The organism is Paenibacillus methanolicus, from assembly GCF_008124765.1.
Taxonomy (GTDB): Bacteria; Bacillota; Bacilli; order Paenibacillales; family Paenibacillaceae; genus Paenibacillus_Z; species Paenibacillus_Z methanolicus.
In genome coordinates, this window is the sequence record NZ_VNHS01000010.1 from 91073 (window position 1) to 112830 (window position 21758).

25 protein-coding genes are annotated in these 21758 nt (G+C 58.3%); 12 read left to right on the forward strand and 13 right to left on the reverse strand.

Annotated elements, in window-relative coordinates; genetic code table 11:
• Window positions 1-3: 3 nt before the first annotated feature.
• Window positions 4-825, reverse strand: a complete 822-nt coding sequence (locus BCM02_RS24655) for a YesL family protein (protein WP_148931790.1) — start codon at window positions 823-825, stop codon at window positions 4-6.
• Between the two features lie 226 nt (window positions 826-1051).
• Here BCM02_RS24655 and BCM02_RS24660 point away from each other — a divergent pair, with 226 nt between their 5' ends.
• The 4 genes from BCM02_RS24660 (at window position 1052) to BCM02_RS24675 (ending at window position 1639) form a co-directional block, all read left to right on the forward strand.
• Window positions 1052-1150, forward strand: coding sequence for a dihydroorotate dehydrogenase (locus BCM02_RS24660; RefSeq protein WP_148931791.1), 99 nt, complete (start codon window positions 1052-1054; stop codon window positions 1148-1150).
• Window positions 1151-1204: 54 nt separating this feature from the next.
• A complete protein-coding gene (locus BCM02_RS24665) occupies window positions 1205-1312 on the forward strand; it encodes a dihydroorotate dehydrogenase (RefSeq protein ID WP_148931792.1) in 108 nt (35 codons plus the stop codon).
• A gap of 61 nt (window positions 1313-1373) precedes the next feature.
• On the forward strand, window positions 1374-1472 hold the full coding sequence (locus tag BCM02_RS24670; RefSeq protein WP_148931793.1) for a dihydroorotate dehydrogenase: 99 nt from the start codon (window positions 1374-1376) through the stop codon (window positions 1470-1472).
• Window positions 1473-1540: 68 nt separating this feature from the next.
• Window positions 1541-1639 (forward strand): YjcZ family sporulation protein, encoded by a 99-nt coding sequence (locus tag BCM02_RS24675; RefSeq protein ID WP_148931794.1) that lies wholly within the window; start codon window positions 1541-1543, stop codon window positions 1637-1639.
• 112 nt (window positions 1640-1751) lie between these two features.
• On the opposite strand, the gene cshA is transcribed toward BCM02_RS24675, so the two are convergent.
• Window positions 1752-3380, reverse strand: coding sequence for a degradosome RNA helicase CshA (gene cshA / locus BCM02_RS24680; protein ID WP_148931795.1), 1629 nt, complete (start codon window positions 3378-3380; stop codon window positions 1752-1754).
• A 210-nt stretch (window positions 3381-3590) separates the two neighbouring features.
• On the opposite strand from cshA, the gene BCM02_RS24685 reads away from it, so the two are divergent.
• From BCM02_RS24685 to BCM02_RS24695, 3 genes are all read left to right on the forward strand, one after another.
• Window positions 3591-4412 (forward strand): YitT family protein, encoded by an 822-nt coding sequence (locus BCM02_RS24685; protein ID WP_148931796.1) that lies wholly within the window; start codon window positions 3591-3593, stop codon window positions 4410-4412.
• 175 nt (window positions 4413-4587) lie between these two features.
• Window positions 4588-4782: a hypothetical protein gene (locus BCM02_RS24690; RefSeq protein ID WP_148931797.1), complete on the forward strand. Its 195-nt coding sequence runs from the start codon at window positions 4588-4590 to the stop codon at window positions 4780-4782.
• Window positions 4783-5221: 439 nt separating this feature from the next.
• Complete coding sequence (locus BCM02_RS24695; RefSeq protein WP_148931798.1) at window positions 5222-6424, forward strand: putative glycoside hydrolase; 1203 nt, start codon at window positions 5222-5224, stop codon at window positions 6422-6424.
• Between the two features lie 150 nt (window positions 6425-6574).
• On the opposite strand, the gene pfkA is transcribed toward BCM02_RS24695, so the two are convergent.
• The 3 genes from pfkA to BCM02_RS24710 are packed head-to-tail and all read right to left on the reverse strand — an operon-like array spanning window position 6575 to window position 9007.
• Window positions 6575-7543, reverse strand: coding sequence for a 6-phosphofructokinase (gene pfkA, locus BCM02_RS24700; RefSeq protein WP_148931799.1), 969 nt, complete (start codon window positions 7541-7543; stop codon window positions 6575-6577).
• Between the two features lie 36 nt (window positions 7544-7579).
• Window positions 7580-8659 carry a tetraprenyl-beta-curcumene synthase family protein gene (locus BCM02_RS24705; RefSeq protein WP_148931800.1) on the reverse strand — a complete coding sequence of 360 codons (1080 nt, stop codon included), beginning with the start codon at window positions 8657-8659 and terminating at the stop codon, window positions 7580-7582.
• A 33-nt stretch (window positions 8660-8692) separates the two neighbouring features.
• Complete coding sequence (locus tag BCM02_RS24710; RefSeq protein WP_148931801.1) at window positions 8693-9007, reverse strand: hypothetical protein; 315 nt, start codon at window positions 9005-9007, stop codon at window positions 8693-8695.
• Window positions 9008-9211: 204 nt separating this feature from the next.
• On the opposite strand from BCM02_RS24710, the gene BCM02_RS24715 reads away from it, so the two are divergent.
• Entirely contained in the window at window positions 9212-10432 is a 1221-nt protein-coding gene (locus BCM02_RS24715; protein WP_148931802.1) for an MFS transporter, read from the forward strand.
• 121 nt (window positions 10433-10553) lie between these two features.
• On the opposite strand, the gene BCM02_RS24720 is transcribed toward BCM02_RS24715, so the two are convergent.
• Window positions 10554-10751 carry a cold-shock protein gene (locus BCM02_RS24720; RefSeq protein ID WP_148931803.1) on the reverse strand — a complete coding sequence of 66 codons (198 nt, stop codon included), beginning with the start codon at window positions 10749-10751 and terminating at the stop codon, window positions 10554-10556.
• A gap of 77 nt (window positions 10752-10828) precedes the next feature.
• Window positions 10829-11536, reverse strand: a complete 708-nt coding sequence (locus BCM02_RS24725) for a class I SAM-dependent methyltransferase (protein ID WP_148931804.1) — start codon at window positions 11534-11536, stop codon at window positions 10829-10831.
• Window positions 11537-11707: 171 nt separating this feature from the next.
• Here BCM02_RS24725 and BCM02_RS24730 point away from each other — a divergent pair, with 171 nt between their 5' ends.
• The 3 genes from BCM02_RS24730 (at window position 11708) to pepF (ending at window position 14262) form a co-directional block, all read left to right on the forward strand.
• Window positions 11708-11941 carry a hypothetical protein gene (locus tag BCM02_RS24730; RefSeq protein ID WP_148931805.1) on the forward strand — a complete coding sequence of 78 codons (234 nt, stop codon included), beginning with the start codon at window positions 11708-11710 and terminating at the stop codon, window positions 11939-11941.
• A gap of 177 nt (window positions 11942-12118) precedes the next feature.
• Window positions 12119-12295 (forward strand): hypothetical protein, encoded by a 177-nt coding sequence (locus BCM02_RS35415; RefSeq protein ID WP_187434398.1) that lies wholly within the window; start codon window positions 12119-12121, stop codon window positions 12293-12295.
• A gap of 176 nt (window positions 12296-12471) precedes the next feature.
• Window positions 12472-14262: an oligoendopeptidase F gene (gene pepF, locus BCM02_RS24735; protein WP_148931806.1), complete on the forward strand. Its 1791-nt coding sequence runs from the start codon at window positions 12472-12474 to the stop codon at window positions 14260-14262.
• A gap of 154 nt (window positions 14263-14416) precedes the next feature.
• Here pepF and BCM02_RS24740 read toward each other — a convergent pair whose 3' ends face one another.
• On the reverse strand, window positions 14417-15232 hold the full coding sequence (locus BCM02_RS24740; protein ID WP_148931807.1) for a hypothetical protein: 816 nt from the start codon (window positions 15230-15232) through the stop codon (window positions 14417-14419).
• 149 nt (window positions 15233-15381) lie between these two features.
• Window positions 15382-16212, reverse strand: a complete 831-nt coding sequence (locus BCM02_RS24745; protein WP_148931808.1) for a DUF92 domain-containing protein — start codon at window positions 16210-16212, stop codon at window positions 15382-15384.
• A 171-nt stretch (window positions 16213-16383) separates the two neighbouring features.
• Here BCM02_RS24745 and BCM02_RS24750 point away from each other — a divergent pair, with 171 nt between their 5' ends.
• Entirely contained in the window at window positions 16384-17529 is a 1146-nt protein-coding gene (locus BCM02_RS24750) for an HD domain-containing phosphohydrolase (RefSeq protein WP_148931809.1), read from the forward strand.
• A gap of 39 nt (window positions 17530-17568) precedes the next feature.
• On the opposite strand, the gene BCM02_RS24755 is transcribed toward BCM02_RS24750, so the two are convergent.
• The 4 genes from BCM02_RS24755 to BCM02_RS24770 form a co-directional block, all read right to left on the reverse strand.
• Window positions 17569-18300: a glycerophosphodiester phosphodiesterase gene (locus BCM02_RS24755; protein ID WP_342791336.1), complete on the reverse strand. Its 732-nt coding sequence runs from the start codon at window positions 18298-18300 to the stop codon at window positions 17569-17571.
• Complete coding sequence (locus tag BCM02_RS24760) at window positions 18301-19767, reverse strand: CapA family protein (RefSeq protein WP_148931810.1); 1467 nt, start codon at window positions 19765-19767, stop codon at window positions 18301-18303.
• An 87-nt stretch (window positions 19768-19854) separates the two neighbouring features.
• The gene (locus BCM02_RS24765; protein WP_148931811.1) at window positions 19855-20856 is read right to left on the reverse strand and encodes an MBL fold metallo-hydrolase; all 1002 of its coding nucleotides are present in this window, start codon (window positions 20854-20856) and stop codon (window positions 19855-19857) included.
• Window positions 20856-21599, reverse strand: a complete 744-nt coding sequence (locus tag BCM02_RS24770; RefSeq protein WP_148931812.1) for a class I SAM-dependent methyltransferase — start codon at window positions 21597-21599, stop codon at window positions 20856-20858. Before BCM02_RS24770 ends, BCM02_RS24765 begins: the two co-directional genes overlap by 1 nt.
• Window positions 21600-21758 lie beyond the last annotated feature (159 nt).

Below are 21758 nucleotides of genomic sequence, written 5' to 3' on the forward strand. Positions count from 1 at the left end.
TAATTATTTCCGGCTGCGCTGCTCTTGCGCGTCGTCGAGCGGCAGACCGATTTCGTCGGCTTCCTTACGCGCTTCTTCCGCTTCCGCGGCCGCCGCTTTCTCCGCTTGCATCTGCAGCTTCATATAGATGCCGTAGAAGTTCCAGAAGGCGATGGCGGCCACCACGCTGCCCGTGAAGAACGGGATGAGGAACATGAGCTTCGGGCTGCTCAAGCTAATGTAGATGACCACGCCGCACATGACCGCCGTCGAGATCGAGCGGAACGGACGGCCGATCGTGATGAACAGCGCGTTCTTGATCAGCTGGAACGTCTTCATATGATAGTGCACGACCATCGAGAAGAAGTTAAAGAGCGAGACGCCGAGCAAAATCAGCAAGGCGATAAACAAATACGAAACGAATTGAAGGTCCTTCAGCTCTCCGCCGTAAACTTGAAAGTCGACGATCATGACCGCGAACAGAACGACATAGATGATGCCGGCAATCATGCTTTGCAGGTAGCTATCCTTGTAATTGCGGAAGAAGGTTTTCAAGAGCGGCGCGTCTACTTCGCCCATGACCCACTTGCGCGCCACGCCGAACATCGCCGACGTCGCCGGGAACAACGTGAACGGCGCCACGATCCCCGCCAGAATGAACCCTTGCTTCATGAAGTCCGCAGCCTGCTCTTCCGAGACGGTTCCCGTCGCGACCGCCATGAAATGGGTAAACACCAGGAACATAAACGGTAAGGAGCAAATCACCCAAAGGATGTTCGTTACCGATAGGCGCATAATCCATTCGGATATTTTGTAAAGTCCACCCATCATGCCTTTCATTTCCATGCTTGCTTATCCCCCTGACCTTTCGCCTGGCCGGTCGTTCGCCCCTCGTTCAGGCCAAACGCCAAGCGCAAGCGATTTCATAATCCTATCATAATATAGGTTGGCCCCGAAACGCCAGCGCCCATTTTGTCCGGATATAGGCCATTGCCTTTGCGACGTCGACCTATCCGCATATAGATATAGTGTACTTCGGAAACAAACAACTTTCTAAGGGAGGCATCCTCACATGAGCAATGTTGGTTACGGCGCAGGCTACGGTGCAGCTGGTTTCATTCTGGTTCTCTTCATCCTTCTGGTCATCGTTTCCCGCGGTGTCCTGTACTAATTCCCTGACGGTATCCATGCACCATCCCATAAAAATTCGAGGAGGCAATTTCATATGAGCAATGTATACGGTGGCGGATACGGCGGAGGTTTCAGCGCAGCAGGCATCATCCTCGTTCTCTTCATCCTGCTGGTTATCGTAACGCGCGGCGTTCTGTACTAAGAGCGCCTCGGCACGCCCGAATAACGGAACACACAGTTAAACGACAAGGAGGGGAATCTCAATGAGCAACGTTTACGGCGGCGGCGGCTACAGCGCGGCAGGCATCATCCTCGTTCTCTTCATCCTGCTCGTTATCGTCACGAAGGGCGTCCTGTACTAATACCATCCCCTCCCGGCTAGCCCTAGCCGGGAGGACATTCCCCAATCAAGAGAAGGAGGGAAACATCCATGAGTAACGTATATGGCGGCGGCGGCTACAGCAGCGCGGCGCTGATCCTGGTCCTCTTCATCCTGCTCGTTATCGTCACGAAGGGCTTCCTGTACTAGGAGTCCGGCGAAAATAATAAACGGGGCGCCCCCAGCCGATCTAGCGGCGGGAGCGCCCCGTTCTTGCGTTCGTTACGCGTTGTACCCGAACGAACGTTACATAGCGAAATGCTTATTGTTCTTGGCGCGGACGACGGTATTCGCCGCTCGAGCTGCGACCGCCGCCGCTACCGCCGCCGTCACGGCTGCCGCCGTATCCGCCACGGTTGCTGCTGCTGCTACCGCTGCCATCACGGCTGCCGCCGTAACCGCCGCGGCTGCTGCCGCTGCCGCTGCCGCCGCTGTATCCGCCACGGCTATCGCCGCTGCGGCCGCCCTCGGAACGTCCGCGTGGGCCGTTACCGCTGCGGTTGCCGCCGCCGAATGGACCGCCGGAGAAACGGCGTCCGTTTGAACGAACATCCGGTCTGCGTTTCTTCGCGCGAATCGGATCTTCCGGCGTAAGCTCTATGCTGACATCTTTCTTCTCGCCCGTGATGAGCTTGATTGCCGCGGCAAGAAGGTTGACCGAATCGTATTGTTCCAACAATTGGATCGCGATGCCTTTGTATTCGTTGATGCTCTCTTCTTGAACGAATTCAAGAATCCGCTCGGCCGTTACGCGTTGCTTGCCTTCGATCGCTTCCGCGATGCTTGGCAGCGGCTTCTTCGGAATTTTGTGGCGCGTCACTTTCTCGATGAAGTGCAAGTGATCGATCTCGCGCGGCGTTACGAACGACCAAGCCGTGCCTTCTTTGCCGGCGCGGCCCGTACGGCCGATACGGTGAACATAGCTCTCCGGATCTTGCGGAAGGTCGAAGTTGATAACGTGCGTTACGCCCGATACGTCCAGACCGCGCGCCGCAACGTCGGTTGCAACGAGCACGTCGATGCTGCCGTCGCGGAATTTGCGCATAACCGCGTCACGCTGGTTCTGGGACAAGTCGCCATGCAGGCCATCCGCCGAGTAACCGCGCTTCTGCAGCGCTTCGCTCAGCTCATCGACGCGGCGCTTCGTACGGCCGAAGATGATGGCGAGTTCAGGGGATTCCATGTCAAGCAGACGGCTCAATGCATCGAACTTCTGGCGTTCATGCACTTCGATGTACGCTTGGTCGATCAGCGGCGCGCTGACTTGTTTCGGAATAACCGATACATGCTCTGGGTTATTCTGGAACTGAGCGGCAAGACGTTGGATGTTCGGCGGCATCGTAGCCGAGAACAGCATCGTTTGGCGTTCTGCCGGTACGAGAGAGAGGATGCTCGTGATGTCTTCCATAAAGCCCATGTCCAGCATTTCGTCGGCTTCGTCTAGAACAACCGTTTGCACGTCGTCAAGCTTGATGGTCTTGCGGTTGATGTGGTCGAGCAGCCGTCCCGGCGTGCCGATGATGATTTGAGGACGCTTCTTCAGCGAGCGGATTTGGCGACCGATCTCTTGTCCGCCGTAAATCGGCAGCGAACGGAGACCTTTGTACTTCGTCAGCTTACCGATTTCTTCCGATACTTGAATCGCCAGTTCACGCGTCGGCGTCATGATGAGAGCGACGATCCGATCTTCGCTAGTAGGGATTTTGTTAATAAGCGGTATCGCAAACGCAGCCGTCTTGCCCGTTCCCGTCTGAGCTTGACCGATTAAATCGCTGCCGGTGAGCGCAATAGGAATGGACTTGGATTGAATTGGGGTTGCTTCTTCAAAACCCAATTCCGTAATGGCTTGCAACACTTTTGGTTCCAAGCCGAATTCAGCAAATGTTTTCAAACTAACCTCAAACTCCTTTAATCTGTATCCACAGAAAATATACAGTTTATTATAGCACAGTTGCCTTCACGAATACCAGCTAACGGAAAAGTGGCATAATATCCGGTAATAGCCAACGCCCTAAGATATTCCCGTAATCTGGCGTTTCTTGTCGAAACAACATACAATAGGGTTCGAAAACATAACATGTCGAGAGGAACGTTCCAACAGATGTCGATTCAACACGCGCGTACCGCCATCGCCGTCGCCGTCAGCTCCCTGCTCATCGCGTTCGGATTCAATCAATTCCTAATCCCTCACCAGATGATCAGCGGCGGCGTATCCGGCATTACCATGATTATCAGCTACGGCACGGGCCTCCAGATCAGCTGGCTGTATTTCGTGCTCAACATTCCTATATTGCTGTGGGGCTGGAAGGAACTCGGCGCCCGCTTCGTCGGCTGGAGCGTATTCTCCGTCATCACGACGACGCTCGCCCTTCAGTTCGTTCCGGTCAAACCCATCGTCGACGACTTGACGCTCGGGGCCGTATTCGGCGGCATCATCGTCGGCTTCGGCAGCGGACTCACCCTTCGCGAAGGCGCTTCTTCAGGCGGCTTCGATATCGTGGCGGCGATCATTTCGCGCAAGCGGGATATGTCGCTCGGCATGCTCATCTTCCTGATGAACGGCCTCATTATCGCGGGACTCGGCGCCATGACCGGAGACTGGGATATCGCGCTGTACTCGCTTGTATCGATTTTCACAACCGGCAAAATCATCGACTTAATCCATATTAGCCATATCAAAATCACGGCATACATCGTCACCAACGAACCCGACGCGATGATCAAGGCGATGATTCCGCTGCACCGAGGCGTGACCATCATCCGCACGCGCGGCGCGTACACGCAGACCGAGCGAGACATGCTCATGACCGTAACGACGCGCTACGAGCTGGCCGAGCTGAAGCGCATCATCCAGCAGACCGATCCGAAAGCGTTCGTCAACCTTGTCGAAACGCTTGGCGTCATCGGCCAGTTCCGCAAGTAACGCGCGCACCCGGCTCCGATAGTGTGCCAACATCGCAATACCCGGCATTCATGGAATTTGTAGCCTGACCCTAGGTTTTTCAAGCAGCCGCTGATATAATGAGGATATCCCGTTAGTGCATACGTTTCATGCCATGCGTTTTACCCTACTCTCTACCGGAAAGGGTGATGCTTCGATGGATATGGAAACTGTTAAACTGTCGCGGATCGTGGAGAAGCTTGCACCGGAGCTGATTCCCTTTCTTACCCAGCGCGAAATGAATTTGAATATCGTGCTGCGGGACGGAATGGGCATTCTCGAACCGGAAGACGCGATGGAGATTGTGCAGCACAGTATATGCGAGCATCAGAAGGAAGTTTTACTGCAATAGCAGCTGACGAATATAAGAGAACGGGAACGCCCTGCGGCGTTCCCGTTCTCTTTCGTTGCTTAGGAAATTATGATACTCCTAGAAGCGCAATGCCAACTCGAACAGACGAGTCACCACCCCAGTCAAACGCTGCGTACGAAGTTCGGATGAAAGCTTTGTCCAAAGGACGATCGCGAGCTCATCCCGAAAAGACGCATCGAAGACAGCCGCGAAACGAGCCGCGGTACTTCCGGGTCTCCTAAGTGTTCCAAAGGAAAACTCACCTCCTAAGCATACGCCGGTACGGGTCACTCGAGGATTGAAGGTCGAAGCCCTTTTGTCCATGCGATTCCGATCGGACGAGGCCGGTTAATATCCTTCCAAATACCTCTGTGACGACGTCCAAAACTGCTTTATAATTTGGGTTGAAACGCCACACGCACCAAGGGAGAGGACAGCGATGGACACGATAATTGCCTTCATGCTTCTGCTGTATCAAGCGCTGGGCGGCGACGGTACCGGCGGACAGACGACGACGGCCCGGGAGGTCGCGCACTCGATCTACGCGGCGACGCTGCGCGCGGAGAGCGGGCAGATCGCCATCAACCAGCCCGATTCGGCGCCGGTCTCGGAGATCAAGCCCGTAAGCGCGGTGAAGAAGGATCCGCAGCCGGACGCCCCGAAAGTAAAAGGCGTCTACGTGACGGCCCACAGCGCCGGCGGCGCCCGCATGGCGACGCTGCTGAAGCTGCTCGACGATACCGACCTGAACGGCATGGTGATCGACGTCAAGGACGACTACGGCTATATCACGTACCCGACTGCCAACCCGGAATTGCTGAAACTCGGCAAGCCGCAGAAATACATACGCGATATGCCGGCTCTGATGAAGAAGCTCGGCGAGCATGACATCTATCCGATAGCCCGGATCGTCGTCTTCAAAGACACGGTGCTCGCCCGCAGCCATCCCGAGCTCGGCTATCGCCGCCAAGACGGCTCGGTCTGGGCCAACAACAAAGGCGACAGCTTCGTCAATCCGTACAAGAAGGAAGTCTGGGATTATAATATCGCGATCGCGAAGGAAGCCGTCAAGCTTGGCTTCAAAGAAATTCAATTCGACTACGTCCGTTTCCCTGAAGGCTTCGAGAAGAAGGCCGACGCGCTCGTCTTCGACAAGACGAAGGAAAGCCGCGTCGATGCGGTAGCCGGGTTCGTGAAGTACGCCAAGGCGCAGCTGGAGCCGCTCGGCGTGCGCGTGTCCGTCGATATTTTCGGTTACGCCGCTTCGGTACCCGCCGCGGAAGGCATCGGCCAAGATTTCGTCAAGATTTCGAAGTACGTCGACGTGATCTGCCCGATGGTGTATCCAAGCCATTACAGCACCGGCTGGTTCGGCGTGAAGGAACCGGATACCGATCCGTACGCGACGATCAAAGGCTCGATGGTCGACACGCATAAGAAACTCGACCCGATCGGGTCGTTCAAGCCGGTCATCCGGCCTTGGATTCAAGATTTTACCGCCAGCTGGCTAGGCAAAGGCCACTACGTGAAGTACGGCAAGGCTCAGGTCGAAGCGCAGATCAAAGCGCTGAAAGACACCGGCATCGACGAGTATTTGCTCTGGAACGCGGGCAACAAATATACCCCGGACGTTATCTATTAATTTATATCCTAATACAAGTCAGCGCCCCGTCATGCGACATGATCGGGGCGCTGCCTATTTTAGTGCCGTAGAACGAAGACGTCACGATTAAAAAGAAGCCTTATGGATGCGGCGCCCCGTCGGCGCCTTGTCCATAAGGCTTCTGCTCTGCTATAGCGACAACCGGCTTGCCAGGTTGTACATGTCCATGTTGAACGGCTTCTTCGTGTGCACGACCTTGTCGATGTCGGTCACGACGAGCTCGTTGTTAATGATGCCGCACGCTTTGCCCGAGTCGCCTTCCATCAGCTTGCGCACCGCGAAGTCGCCCAGCTGGCTGGCCAAGATCCGGTCGTTATGCGTCGGGCTGCCGCCGCGCTGGATATGTCCGAGCACGGTAACGCGCGGCTCGATGCCGTTGCGCTGCGTGATGCCTTGCGCGATATCTTCGCCGCTGCCGACGCCTTCGGCGACGAGGATGATGCTATGGCGCTTGCCCGATAGGAAGTTCTCTTGCATTCTGCGCGCCACCAGATCCAGATCGAACGGTACTTCCGGCACGAGGATCGTCTCCGCGCCGCTGGCTAGGCCCGCGTACAGCGCGATATCGCCGCAATGGCGGCCCATGACTTCCACGACCGAGGAGCGCTCGTGCGAGGTCATCGTATCGCGCAGCTTGTTGATCGCGTCGACGACGATGCTCACCGCCGTGTCGAAGCCGATCGTGTAATCCGTGAACGGAATGTCGTTGTCGATCGTGCCCGGCAAGCCCATCGTCTTGATGCCCAGCTTGCTCAGCTTGTTCGCGCCTTGGTAGGAGCCGTCGCCGCCGATGACGACGAGGCCGTCAACGCCGCGCTCGCGCAGAATGTCGGCGCCTCTCTGCTGCCCTTCCGGCGTCAGGAACTCCTTACAGCGCGCCGTCTGGAGAATCGTGCCGCCGCGTTGGATAATGTCGCCTACGCTGCGCAGATCCATCGGACGCAGGTCGTTGTTCAGCAGACCTTGATACCCGCGCTGCACGCCGTAAACTTCGAGACCATGGTACAACGCGCTCCGAACGACCGAACGCACGGCCGCGTTCATGCCCTGCGAGTCGCCACCGCTTGTAAGTACTGCAATTGATTTCACTGCCGTCATAATCTTCCACTCCTCAAGATGACATATGTCTATGGTTTAAGATTGTTGCTTGCGAATCCATACGCTGTTTCCCCAGAAGAACAACCGGGTCATCGGACTGCCCCGCATCAGGCTTCGCGATACGCGGCGGACGCTGTCTTGCATCCGCACCTTCGGGTCGGAAAGGTACAGCGCGAGCAATCCTTCGATAATCATCCGGTGAAACCGCCATGCAGGCAACTCTCGAACATCCGCTCTCGCGCGCTCGACGAACTCGCCCAGCCGTTTAATCAGCTCGGACTGGTCGTCGTAGTAATTGCAAAAATTCAAATCTCCGCCAAGCCGGTCTTCCTCCTGATCGATCAAGTAATCGAGCAAAATGTGGAGACCGCATACGTGCGGGAAATACGCGCCTCGGATCCCGCTCGCCTGCTCCGGCGTCAATGCCGGGTCGCAAGCCGCCTGGAACAGCATGAACATGCCGAGCGTCGAACCCGTCGCCGCGGCGAATTCGTTCCAGCGCAGATGAGCGTAACGATTCTGATGGACATCCCACCATGCAAGCAGCTTCGGCTCGCGCAAATCCTTGCGGATATGCTTGTACACCTGGAGGTCGCCGTACAATTCCACGAGCTCCCGGACGTGGAGCTGCGCGCTCTTGTACCCCGGCAGCAGACGAATGCTGCGCTGGCAGGTACGGACCAGCTCGCGCAAATAGCCGCCGTCCTCGCGTTCGGTCCGCAGCGCATAGTAATCGAGCGGTTCCGCATCCGGATCGACCGCGTCCAGCATCGATTGATGCAGCAGGCGGAAGTCCTCCGAATCGAGCGAGGTGCTTCTGTCGCACAGGTTGTCCAAATAATCGCTGATCGTCTGCAGCGATACGATGAGCGGCACCAGAATGTGCCGGCTGCCCAAATCGGCCGCGGCGTAGACGCCGCCGCCCTGGCAATGGAATTCCTTGCTTGTCATGCTGGCAAGCGCCTGCGCCCGAAGCTCTTCGTCGGGAATCGCCTCGGCGAGCGCCCGCAGCCGGTTCAGCTCGTCTTTCACTTCCGGCAATATGTATTTGTACATGCGGTACATGAGTTTCACGGGCGAAGCCGGAGCGCGTCTTCTCGCCATTGAACGGTTCATGATGTAGGGCGTCCTCCTTGGGCCGCTGTCCGACTAGGAATGACGACGCGGCTCAATCTCCTGATTGATCCGATACCAAATATGCAAATCGTTGATTCTGCTGGCCAAGTCGGCAATATCCGAATTGAGCAGGCACGATCGTTCGAAATCGTCCTCGTCGCTCAGCTGCGCCTGTTTCTCGTTAATGAGGGACTCAAACCGGATGACCAGATCCGGAATGCGGCCGCGAATGGTCTCCCACTGCTCCACGATGGCAATCCGTTCGGCTTCGCTATAGCCGTCCCATTCCCGCGCAAGCGTCGGAAGGGCGATGCCGAGTCTTTCGTTAAACACGAAAACATGATTCACCGTACCAACCCTCCAGCACTAATGTACCATTTCGTTCCGTAATAATCCAGTCTATTGCGCGCTGGGCCCATCCGGAAGGCGGACTTCCGCCCCTCCTTGCAATTGCTTCATATTATGCAACAAACTCGGGGCGAGCGGGCGCATTTTCCATGCTATACTGGTTTACAAATCATACACGTTATTGGCAGACGGAGGTAACACGCAATGGAACCAACCGAACCGGCCCCGGAGACTGCGCCGCAAGATGCGCGGGCGCGTCACGCTGCGGCCGCCAAAGAGACGAACCTGCTTCGCTCCTTCACCTTCTCGGTGTATATGACGCAGGCGGTGATCGTCTCCTTTTTGCCCCTCTATTTTTTGGATGAAGGCTTCAGCACGTCGCAGATCGGCATTTTATATTCGACGGGCCCCTTCATCTCGATCTTCGCCAATCTGCTGCTTGGCATCGCCAGCGACAAATACCGGACGCTCAAGAAGATCTTTCACTTGCTGCTGATCGGACAGCTCGTCATGGTGGCGCTTCTGTTCCAAACCTCGGCTTTCGCCAGCGTCTGCCTGGTTATGGTCGCGTTCTATTTCTTCCAGACGCCGATGAACCCGCTAACCGACAGCCTGATTCTGCTCTCGACGCAGTATACCGGCAGACCCTATTCGCTCGTCCGCATCTTCGGCTCGCTCGGCTTCGCATTGTCGGCGTACGGATTCGGGTTGCTGCTCAAGCAGACCGGCTCGGACCTGACGCTCGTGCTTGCGCTCCTGACGGTCGGCACGACGCTCGCCTTCTCCTTCACGCTGAAGGACTATCAAGGTTCGCTGCGCAAAATGGAATTCGGCGGCTTCTTCCAGCTCATCCGCAAGCCCGATATTCTCATCTTCTTCCTGATCGTGCTGGTCATCTCGATCTCGCACCGGATGTATGAAGGGTTCCTCGCCGTGACGATGCGCGAGATGGGCGCCAGCGATTCGCTCGTCGGGCTGGCCTGGCTCGTCTCCGCCGCCAGCGAAATCCCGATCCTGTTCCTGCTCGGCAAGTACGGCCACAAATACAAGGAACTTCCGCTGCTTGCCATCGCGTGCGTCATGTACGCGATACGCTTCTGGCTGGTCAGCGTCATCGATTCCCCGGAATGGCTCATTCCGGTGCAGGCGATGCACAGCGTGACGTTCGGCGTCTACTTCGCCACCGCGCTTCGTTACCTCTCCACCGTCATTCCCGACGAGTTCCGCTCTTCGGGGCAGGCCGTCTATGCCATCGTCTGGTCGGGCTTCGCGGGCATTATTAGCGGCACTGCGGGCGGGAGCGTGTTCGAATACTTCGGCCGATCGCGCTTCTATCAACTCGCCATGGTCCTCGCGCTACTGGCTGCGGTCGGATTCCTTGCGAAGCACTTATGGAACCGCCGGTCCGAGGGCCGATTGCCTTAACCGACTGACCGGCGACAAGACGCTTATAATTTCTTAAATTTTTAAAAAAGAACCCCTGACGCGCTCGTCAGGGGTTTGGCGTGCTATATGGGATCGTTCCGAGTCGGAACGGTCGGGTCGCTTACAGCTTGATAACGTTCGAAGCTTGCGGTCCGCGGTTGCCTTGGGTAATTTCGAATTCGACCGATTGACCTTCATCCAGCGTCTTGAAGCCTTCGCCTTGGATTGCGGAGAAGTGTACGAATACGTCGTCGCCGTTCTCCACCTGGATAAAGCCGTAGCCTTTCTCTGCGTTAAACCATTTTACTGTTCCTTTCAATTGAACAACCTCCTAAAATAAGTCGCCGCTTGCGCGTGCGATTGGCCCAAGTATACACCTGCTGGAAAGGAATGAAATCAAAGCTTAATTTGCAAGCCTTGTTCCGAACCTGGAATAAAGGGAAGCTTCGAGCGGTACAGCTCCGGCGTTCCTCCCAACCTGCTGGCTGCTTTCATTATATGCGGCAAGTGCGGATACGGCTCCCATTTTAGCGACAGGAGCGGATATATTTTGACGGTGCCGCCCGGCGCGCAGACGCGCATCATCTCCGAGACGGCTCTTTCGTGGAAATCAGGCCCGAATTGATCGGCGTACAGGAATAGAAAGTGGCTGCACAGCACGAGGCTGAACCGATCGTTCTCGAACGGCAGTTCCGGCAGCGCGCCGGCTACATATCGCGATCTGCCTTCCTCGCTTGCCAAGTGCTCGGCGAACTTCTGCAGAGACGCGACGCGGCCCGCCCGGTGACGGCCGATATCGCCGTAATAGGTCCAGTCGAACTGCCCCGCGAGCGCGTCCAGCTTGGCGGTCGACGTCTCGATCTCCACGCGCGCTTCGTTGATCCATGCATCGGCTTCAGGCAAGCCGTATCTCGGATCGAGCGCCGTGACTTGGAAGCCCCGCGCGCCGAGCTCCGCCGTGAAGGACGCCCCTCCGGCGGCAATATCCAGCACCTCGCCTTGCGCGAGCTGCGCTTCATTCAAATCGAACATCCGCATGTACTCGTCAAACCCGCGGCATGTCATCGCCACGCCTACCTGCGCGTATTCCTGCTTGTTGCTCATCTTCTCTCATCTCTCCTCGGCTCATCTCAACTCGGCTCGACTCTGCTCATCCACTCTGGCGAACGGCCTCCGCCGGATTTCCACATTTTAGCATGTGAACAATTTGATTTCTACCCCTCTTTATCGCTATCATGGTAGGATAACCTTTTCCCTATAATGGAGGCTTTCCTAATGTTCAAAAAACACCAAATTTACAAAACGGATAACTACAATATGCTTTCCGTCGAAGTCCAGGGCAAAACGCTGGTCGTTCGCGAAATTTCCGATCAATGGGGCGAGGAGTGCCACACGTTCGTCAGCCGTCCGCAATTAATGCATTGGGCGGAGAACCGCTTCCGCGCCGAGGACTTCGCCGGCCGCGAGGACGAGCTGGTCGAGATCATGGCGCGTTTTCGGGAAGTATAGCGGAATGCTGCTCCCGGCACTGCCGGTCGCAAACCAATTCGCATGCGCTGAATGCTGCAATTCGGCTTTGCCAAATCGCAAACCAATCAGCTTTAAAGGAAAAATTGCCCTTCCTGTCGAACATAACAGACATAGCGACCGCATAGGTTGTGCGAAAGGGAGATTACCGCCTTGGACATGTCCGCAACTACGATTATATTTATCATCGCCGCCTTTTCGCTGGGCCTGGTCGTCATCATGCAGCGGAACAATATTCCGCCGAAGCTGCGCAGAGGACTTGCGATCGCTTCGATCGCGTTTATCGCGTTCGCGTTTTTCCTGATTGTTTATAGCCTGGCAACGATGGGGTCATAATGAAGCCGCGGACGGGTCACACTAGGGGCAAACTGTAAATTGGAGCGTGGTTCCAGTTGAAATGGCTGCCCCTAGTTCTGTCCCTGTCTCTGCTGCCGGGCGCTTCCGCCGTCTCGGCGAAGCCCCCCGGCGCGTCAGCGGACTCATCCACTATATACCAACCGAGGAGGATACCGATGAATCACGTACCGAAACGTTCCGAAACCGCACCCGAGAACCGCTGGAAGCTGGAAGACATTTTCGCCGATCAGGCGGCATGGGACAAGGAATACGCGGAAGCGAAAGAACTGATGAAAAAGGTGTCCGCCTACGAAGGCAAACTGGCTGATCCGAATCAATTGAAAGCCTGCTTCGAGCTGGAAGACGAACTGTCCCTCCATGTCGAGCGGCTCTACGTCTACGCCAATATGAAGCATCACGAGGACACGGCCGAGCCGACGTATCAAGCGCTCTCCGACAAGTCGAAGAAGCTGTCCGTCGAGACCGGCGAGGCGCTCTCGTTCGTGACGCCGGAGGTGCTCAGCTTATCCGACGACCAATTGAACGCGCTCATCGCCAATCCGGAACTGGCTAAATACCGTCACACGCTCGAAGAAATGCGCCGCCAGAAAGCCCACGTCCTCTCGAAGTCCGAGGAGCAGCTGCTCGCGCAGGTCGGCAACGTCAGCCAAGCGCCGAACACGATCTACAGCATGCTGAACAACGCCGATCTCAAGTTCCCGAAGGTGAAGGACGAGAACGGCGAGGAGATCGAGCTGACGCAAGGCCGCTACATCCAATTCCTCGAGAGCAAAAACCGCGACGTGCGCAGCGCCGCGTTCAAGACGATGTACGATACATACGGCAAGCTCAAGAACACGATCGCCTCGACGCTGAACGCGAACGTGACGAAGAACATTTTCTACTCGCGCGCCCGCAAGTATCCTTCGGCGCTGGAGATGTCGTTGTACGGCGACAACATTCCGAAGAGCGTCTACACGAACTTGATCGATACGATCCACAAACATCTGCCGCTCATGCACCGGTACATGGAGCTGCGCAAGAAGCTGCTGAAGGTCGACGAGCTGCATATGTACGATCTGTTCGCGCCGCTCGTGGAGGAATACAAGCTCGACATCACGTACGAGGAAGCGAAGAAAACCGTTCACGAGAGCCTCAAGCCGCTGGGCGAGGACTACTTGAACGTGCTGCAGCAGGGCTTCGACAACGGCTGGATCGACGTATACGAGAACGAGGGCAAACGCAACGGCGCATACAGCTGGGGCGCTTACGGCACGCATCCGTACGTGCTGCTCAACCATAAGGACAACTTGAACAGCATGTTTACGCTGACGCACGAGATGGGCCACGCGCTGCATTCCTACTATTCGGACAATACGCAGGATTATCGCGACGCGCAGTACACGATCTTCCTTGCCGAGGTGGCCTCGACGCTGAACGAAGCGCTCCTGATGGACTATCTGCTGAAGAAGTCGACCGATCCGAAGGAGAAAATGTACCTGCTCACCTACTACGCCGACCAGTTCCGCACGACGGTGTTCCGCCAAACGATGTTCGCGGAATTCGAGAAGCTCATTCACGAGAAGGCCGAAGCCGGAGAGTCGCTCACGCCGCAGGAGCTGAGCAAAATCTATTACGACCTGAACGTCCTCTATTATGGGCCGGGCATGGTCGTCGACAAAGACATCGAGATGGAGTGGGCGCGGATTCCGCATTTCTACACGAGCTTCTACGTGTACAAATACGCGACCGGCTTCTCCGCGGCGACCAGCTTCTCGAAGCAAATTCTCGAAGAAGGCGCGCCGGCCGTCGACCGCTACCTCGGTTTCCTGAAGAGCGGCGGCAGCGACTTCTCGATCAATATCTTGAAGAAAGCCGGCGTCGACATGTCTTCGCCGGAACCGATCGAGCAAGCGATGAGCGTCTTCGAAGACTTGATCGGCCAGATGGAACAGTTGACGAAATAGACCTGTCGGCAGCCTTAAGGAGGGAAGATCCGTTTCCCTCTCTCTAGGTGGCCGAACACGAAAGAAGCTTTGCCCGATGGCCCGGATCTTCCGACCAATGCGGCAAAGCTTCTTTGTTTGTTCCTTGTGCCCGGGAAGGATAGGAATGAATCGGTTAGCCTGCCGCGGCCCCCGCCAGTTCCGCGAGCACCCGCTCGCGCCGCGCGTCGCGCTCGGCCGGCGTCATTTTCGGACAGGTGTAGCACTTCTCGCCGTCCACGCGGCAATGGTAGAGGCAGCACGAGGAATTCATCATGAGCGGCTTCCCCGGCTGCCACGGGTTGTCGACGTAACGCGGATTGCGGTGCAGGAACGGATTCGTCTTGCGGCCGAACACCTCCGCCGGCACGCCCTCGGTCAGCAGCGCGTAATCCGAGAGGAAGCGCGCCTTCACCTCTTCGCGCGGCTCATGCTCCAAGATGAAGTCGCGCACGTACGCCAGCTGGTACGCGTACTGATTCCAGATGAGCGCGCTCTTCATGCCGGCATGCGTCGCGATCGCCTCGACGGCGGGCACGATCTCCTCCCGCAAATAAGCGGTCCATCGTTCCAGCAGAAATTCGGCGCGGCCCTCCGCGGGGATATCCGTCCATCGAACCTCGCCGATTCGGTACCCGAGATGCGCGTGATCGTCATGCTGCTCGGCCTGGAACGTCAGGTTCGTCAGACTCAAATCAAGCAGGCGGTCGTATTGGGCCCCGAATATAAGCAGCGTCGCGCACAGATTGCACAGCGACGTGCCCATGAAGGAAGCGACCAGCTCGTTGCCCGTCGCCTGGACGAGGGCGCTCCCTGCCCGAATCGACGCGATCACCGCGTCCGCATCCGTCAAGCTCGCAGCCGCAAGCTCCAGCAGCGGGTGATCGAACCCCTCCGGCGAAAGATGAAAATACGTGCGGACAAGCGAAAAATCCATACCGTGCTGCTCCATTATGCAAAAGCCCCTTCCGGCGGCCGATTCCGCGAGGCGCGGCCGCACTGATAATCGTTATCATATCTACGCCCAATATAAGCCCCGCTTGCTCTGCCTGTCAATCCGCCCCAATTCAAGGCTATCTCGCAAAAAAAGACCGGCAGCCGCTAGCTCAGCAGCATGCCGATCCCGAAGGCAACCAGTCCCGCGGCCGCGGACGATACCATGTTCACCGCGTCGTTGGTCATGAAACCAAAACCTCTAGTCCGGCGCGTCGCGATGCCGCAGTGACTCGTTCGCTCCGTCTCCGCTCCGCAAGCGGGGCAGCTGTACATCGCCTGCGCCGTCGCCCCGAGGAAAGAATCCGCGAAGGCGCCGAACAATCCGCCGATGCCGGCGGCCGCGATGAGCGACATGGCCGGGTAGCTCGCCTCCCCGGGCAGCAAGGCGACGCTCGCGCCGATCAATAGCGCCCCGCCGGCCGCGGCCGCGCTGCCAAGCAGCGTCACGCCGCCGCTCGTCCCGGCCTTGACGACCTTGCCGCTCAGGAGCGACCGCGGCGCCGACCGGCTAAGCGCGCCGATCTCGGTTGCCCACGTGTCGGCGTTGACCGCCGCCATGACGCCCGCGAACGCATACAGCCACCCATCCGCTGGCCAAATCGCATGCGCCGCGCAGATCGCCAAGCCTAATCCGCCGTTCGCCCACACTTGTCCGGCGTCCCTGCGGCCGCTCTTCGCGTAGTTGGCTTCCGCGGCCTGCTTCTGCCGGTGACGCTTCTTCCACTTGGACCAGAAGGAAGAAGAGACGAAGAAAACGAGAAGCGTCCCGATCCACAGCGGGGACCCGAATGCCAAGAATCCCGCGCCCATCGCGAATGCGGACCAGGCCCCGCTGGCCGACAACGCCCGCGCCCGCCAAGCGGCAGCGGCAGCCAACCCGCTTCCCGCCAAGATCGCGAGCAGTCTCACCCACCAAATGTCCGTCCAATCATGCATTGCTTCATTCCCCATTTCCTGCTACATTATTCGTAAGATTCCACATTCTTCGTTCGACACACCACAACTATATTCGACAGGAATTCGCGGAAGCATGTCGAATTGCTACTTGAACCCAATTCCTTCTAAGACCATCGCCCGCCACCTATTAACCGCAAGGAGTGTCCCGCATTGCCAAACGAACGACGCGATAACGCGGGCACGAGCGGCCCGCGACAAGAGCATACTCCCGAGCAACTGCTTCGGATCATATTCGAATATACCGCCAAAATCGCCCATGAACGGAGCCTGGACAGCGTGCTGCTGCTCATGGCCGACATGGGCCGCGAGATGATCCTGGCCGACCGATGCACCGTCTGGCTGATCGACCAGGCGCGCGGCGAATTGTTCACCAAGGTCGCCCACGGCGTGGAGCATATTCGCATTCCGCTTGGTTCGGGATTCGTCGGCCACGCCATCGCCGCCGGAGAACCCCTTCTCGTCGAGGACGCGTACGCCGATCCGCGCCACAACGCCGACAATGACCGCAAAACCGGCTATCATACGAAATCCGTCATCACCGTTCCGTTCGTCGGCAGCGACGGCAGCATCATCGGCGCCTATCAAGCGATCAATAAGCAGACGGAAGATTCGCAATTTACTTCGGCAGATCTCGAACGGTTAATCCTGGCGGCTTCTTATGCCGGCAAATCGCTCGAATCGGTCATGCTTCACGAGGAGATTGTCGCCACGCAGCGGGACATTATTTTCGCCATCGGGGAAATCGGCGAGAACCGGTCGAAGGAAACCGGCAACCATGTCAAGCGAGTCGCGGAATATTCCTATATTCTGGCCAAGGGCTATGGCTTGAGCGAGGAAGAAGCCGAGCAGCTCAAGATCGCCTCGCCGATGCACGATATCGGCAAAATCGCGATTCCCGACGCCGTCCTGCTCAAACCGGGCAAGCTGTCGGAAGCCGAATACGAGCTGATGAAGGAGCATACGGAAATCGGCTACTCGCTGCTTCGCACGTCCGGCCGCGCGCTGCTTAATATCGCGGCGACGATCGCCTACCAGCATCACGAGAAATGGGACGGAACCGGATACCCGCGCGGGCTTCGCGGCGAAGATATCCATCTATATGGCCGCATTACCGCGATTGCCGACGTGTTCGACGCGCTTGCGAGCGACCGGGTATACAAGAAGGCGTGGGAACTCGGGCGAATTCTGGCGCTGTTCCACGAAGAGCGCGGCCGCCATTTCGATCCGCGGCTGGTCGATGTGTTCTTCCAGTCGCTGCCCACCATGCTCGAAATTCGCGACCGCTATAACGACTAATAAACCGGCCCCCCCTAGCGGATGCCGGTTTATTGGCGATTACAAGCCGAACGCCTGCGCGTACCGATCCGGATAATTCGTGCAAATCATAAGCCCCGGATGGATGCCGGCCAGCCGCCGCATCGTCTGCGCGTCGTTCACCGTCCATACCATGACATCCACGCCCTCCTCCTTCATGACGGAGACGAGCGGCGCGGACAAGAAGGAGTGGCCGAGCGACAAGAAATCGGCCTCGAGCTCCCGCAAATCGCCGACGAGCGTGGAGGGCGCGCCGTCGATGATGATGCCCGTCCGGATCTCCTTGGAGAGCGCCCGCACTTTGCGCAGCGCTTCCTGGTCAAAGGACGTGATGACCGCATCATGCTGCAGTCCTTTCTCGTACAGCAGATCGACCACGCGGCGTTCCAACTCGGGATAGCGGCCGCCGTAAGTCTTTAGCTCGATGTTCAGCCGGGCTCGGCCGATCGTCTCGTCCAGCAGCTCGGCGAGCGTCGGAACGCCTTCGCCCGCGAACGCTTTGTTAAACTTCGCGCCGGCATCGAACTTCCCCAGCTCGGCCGCCGTGAATTCGCCCACCCGGCCGCTTGCGGTCGTCGTGCGTCTGAGCGTGTCGTCATGGATGATGACCGGCACGCCGTCCCGGGACAGCTGCACGTCCAGCTCCATCCACTGCACGAAAGGGAAGGACAGCGCCTTGCGGAATGCCGCCATCGTATTCTCCGGAGCTAACCCGGATGCGCCGCGATGCGCGCACGCTTGTACCATCATCATCTACTCCTTCGCTTTCACGTAGCCTTGCGAATCGACCGTCGCCCCTAAGGAAATTCCTGAAAGGCGGGCCAGCAGCGCCTTCGCCTCCTCGCCTTCGAGCGGAACGGGCTGCGACTGATTGGACCGCATCGGGTGAAACTGCAGCTGGCAGTTGCCGGATGACGCGCACACCGCGTCAAGCACGCCGGTGTCTTTCGTTTTCTCGGTTTTCGTCATATTAAATATATAATTGCCTAAGCTGTATGCAATCCATTTGCCTTTATACGTCTCGAACCCTTGCAGCACGTGCGGATGGCTGCCGATGATCAGATCGGCGCCCGCGTCGATGAAATTGCGGCCGAGCTGCTTCTGGTACTCCTGCGGCTTGTCAGCCTTCTCGATCCCCCAATGCACCATGACCACGACCAGATCGGCCTTCGACTTAGCCGCCTTGATCGCTTCGATCCCTTGCTTCGCATCGCCGTAAGCTTCCGCGACGCCCGCGCGATCCGGGGCCGCCTTCCATGAGCCGACCGGCAGCACGCGGGATAACCCGATGTAGGCGACCTTGATGCCGTTCGCTTCCAGGATCACCGGCTCGTAAGCCTCTTGATCGTCGCTTCCTCCGCCCATATTCGGCAAACCCGTCTCATCCAAAAACCCGATCGTATCGAGCAGTCCCTCTACGCCTTGATCGAGAGTATGGTTGTTGGCGAGACTGACGACGTCGAAGCCGGCTTCCTTCAGCGCGGGCAGCGAGTCCGGCGTGCCCTTGAAGACGAATTGCTTATCCTGCGCCGGCGTGCCCCGCTTCGTGATCGGATTCTCCAAATTGCCTGCCGTCAAATCCGGCCCCTGCAAGTACGTCAGGGACTTGGCGTAGGGGTAATCGTAGCCGTTCTTCTCCATCAGCGCCTGAACGTTCGCGGCGAGCAGAATATCGCCTACGAACGACAAACGGACCGTCTTCCCGGACGGTTCGGGGCTATCGCTCGTTCCCGCTCCGTCGTCATCGTCCGCCGGCGAGCCTGATCCGCTCTCGCCCGTCGATGGCGGAGACGGCCGTTCGTCCTGCTCAGGCGAAGTCGCTGCTCCATTCGCGCCGGCGTTTGCTCCGCCCGCCGTCCCGTCGCCGGTGTCGCCGGCGGCGCTGCCGACCTCGGCTTCGGATGCCTCGTCTACGCCCGAGGCGTCGTCCGGCGGCTGTTCGCCCGTTCCGGCCGCATCGTCCGTGCCGTCTGTGTCGTCATTCTCGCCGGCGCCGTTCTCGCCGCCAGCGGAAGGCGCGTTATCCGCCGTCGTACCTTGCTCCCGGTCATCCGGGAGCGAATCGAGCCCTTCCTTGCTTCCGCCGTTCGTCAGATAGAAGACGGCTATCAATACCCCTATGATGGCCAGCATCGATATATTCGCGACGAGCAGCCGTTTCATTCGCCTGCTTCTTCGCTGCTTGTCCTGTTTGTGCGACTCCGAGCGCGATACGTGCATCGATCCGAACCCCTTAACAAACACATATTTTAGGATAATCCCTACCATTATACCAGCGTTGGGCCGCTCCCGTAAGAGCCTCTCTCTTTAGACGGGGAGGTATCGGAGACCTCCCGCTGATTCGGCGGCTACGAGGCGGCCGGATCGTTCCAGATAGACCAGGTGCGCCAGCGTCTCGGCCATCGCGAAGCGGAGATTGTGCGCATTGCCCGCGATACGGGGGCCGAACAACGCCTCGCATATCGCGTAGCCCGTCTGCGTGCCCGAGGCCGCAAGCTCCTCGATCCGGACCAGACGCCGCTCATGATGAGCCGCGATCGCTTGAATTCGTCCGCCGAAATCGGCGAACGGATCCCGGTGACCCGGGAAGGCCAGCTTGACCTCGTAGGCCCCAAGCTCGGCCAGCGAATCGAGAAAACGAGCGAGCGGGTCGGCGTCCTCGCCGGGCACGACGCTAATATTCGGGGTGATATCCGGCAGCACTTGATCGCCGCAGATCATCCAGCCGGCCTCCTCCGCGTATAGGCACAGCTGCCCCCTGGCATGGCCCGGCGCATCGATCGCGACCCATTCCGCGCCCCCCATGCGCAGCCGCGCGCCCGCTTCGAGATACGTGACTTCCGGCTGCGGACTCACCCGCTCCGCGAAGCTCTCGAGATGCGAAGCAACCGCCTCCCGCAGCGGCTCCGGCATGCCATGCCGTGCGAACAAGCCGATCAGCTCGCCGTTGAACGCGCGGTCGTCGCCCCACAGCCGTCTCGCGTACGCATGCGACTGCCTGGACATCCGCACCGGCGCGCCCGTGCGTTGCTGGAACCATCCCGCAAGCCCGTAATGGTCCGGATGCTGATGCGTCAGCACGATCTGACGGATGTCCGCGAAACGAATGCCGATCGCCTCCATCGTCCGAGCCCACGCCGCTTCCGACTCTTCCGTGCGCAGCCCCGGATCGATGAGCGTATACCCGCCCTCGTCCGGCACCAAGTAGCTATTCACCCATTTAAGCGAGAACGGCAGCGGGATTTTGACTTGCATGATGCCGCCCGGCCAAGCCGTCACGCCTTCCGTCTCGTTGGCGATGCTTGCCATTAGCCCTTCACCCTTCCCGCGATAATCATCCGCTGCGAAGCATCCAGATCATAATCGGCGCCGTCGTAATCCCCGTAGACGCGGTCGATTCGCAATCCCGCTTGTCCTAGCTCCCGTTCGAACCATGCGAGCGGGAACAAGCGGACGCGTTCCTCGTATGTCCTGGCCGGCTCGCCCGGCAGCCCGATCTCGATCTGCTTCGTCACCCAGCCGTCCGTCACCGCCCGGCGCTCCTCGATGACAAGCCCCGTCTGCTCGTCTACCCGGCGCGAATGCGGCACGAGGCGCTTCTCGACGTAGGCCGGATTCATGAAGTCGATTAAGAACTGGCCGTCCGGACGCAGCACGCGCCGGATTTCGCGCAGCACCCGCCCGTTGTCCGCTTCCTCCGCGAAATAACCGAACGACGTGAACAGATTGACCGTCGCCCGGAACGTCCCGTCTTCATAGGGGAGCGCGCGCATGTCTCCTTGGCGGAACTTAACCCGTCCCTCCTTGTTGTGCGCGATGGCCTCCGCGAGCAGCTCCTCGGAAAGATCGATCCCGCTGACGTTGTAGCCGAGCTCCGCCATCGCCACCGCGTGACGTCCCATGCCGCAGCCGATATCCAACACCTCGGCTTCTTCGGGCAGCTGCAGCCAACCGGCCATCCGCTGCGCTTCCGCCGCGGCTTGCTCCCAATTGCGATGCCTATACACGATCATATAATCAGAGCCGAAGCTCTTCTCGAACCACGCCTTCATCTTACGCCCTCCCAAGAAATAACCGAGAATGATTCCCCTGTTATTGTACTGTACCTTCCGCATATCTGGCAAAATCTGCACGGATCGCTGGCATACTTTGCCTCCCCTATGGCGCATACTAACCCAAGCTGCGGTACATCTGCATGCAGCGGAAGGGAG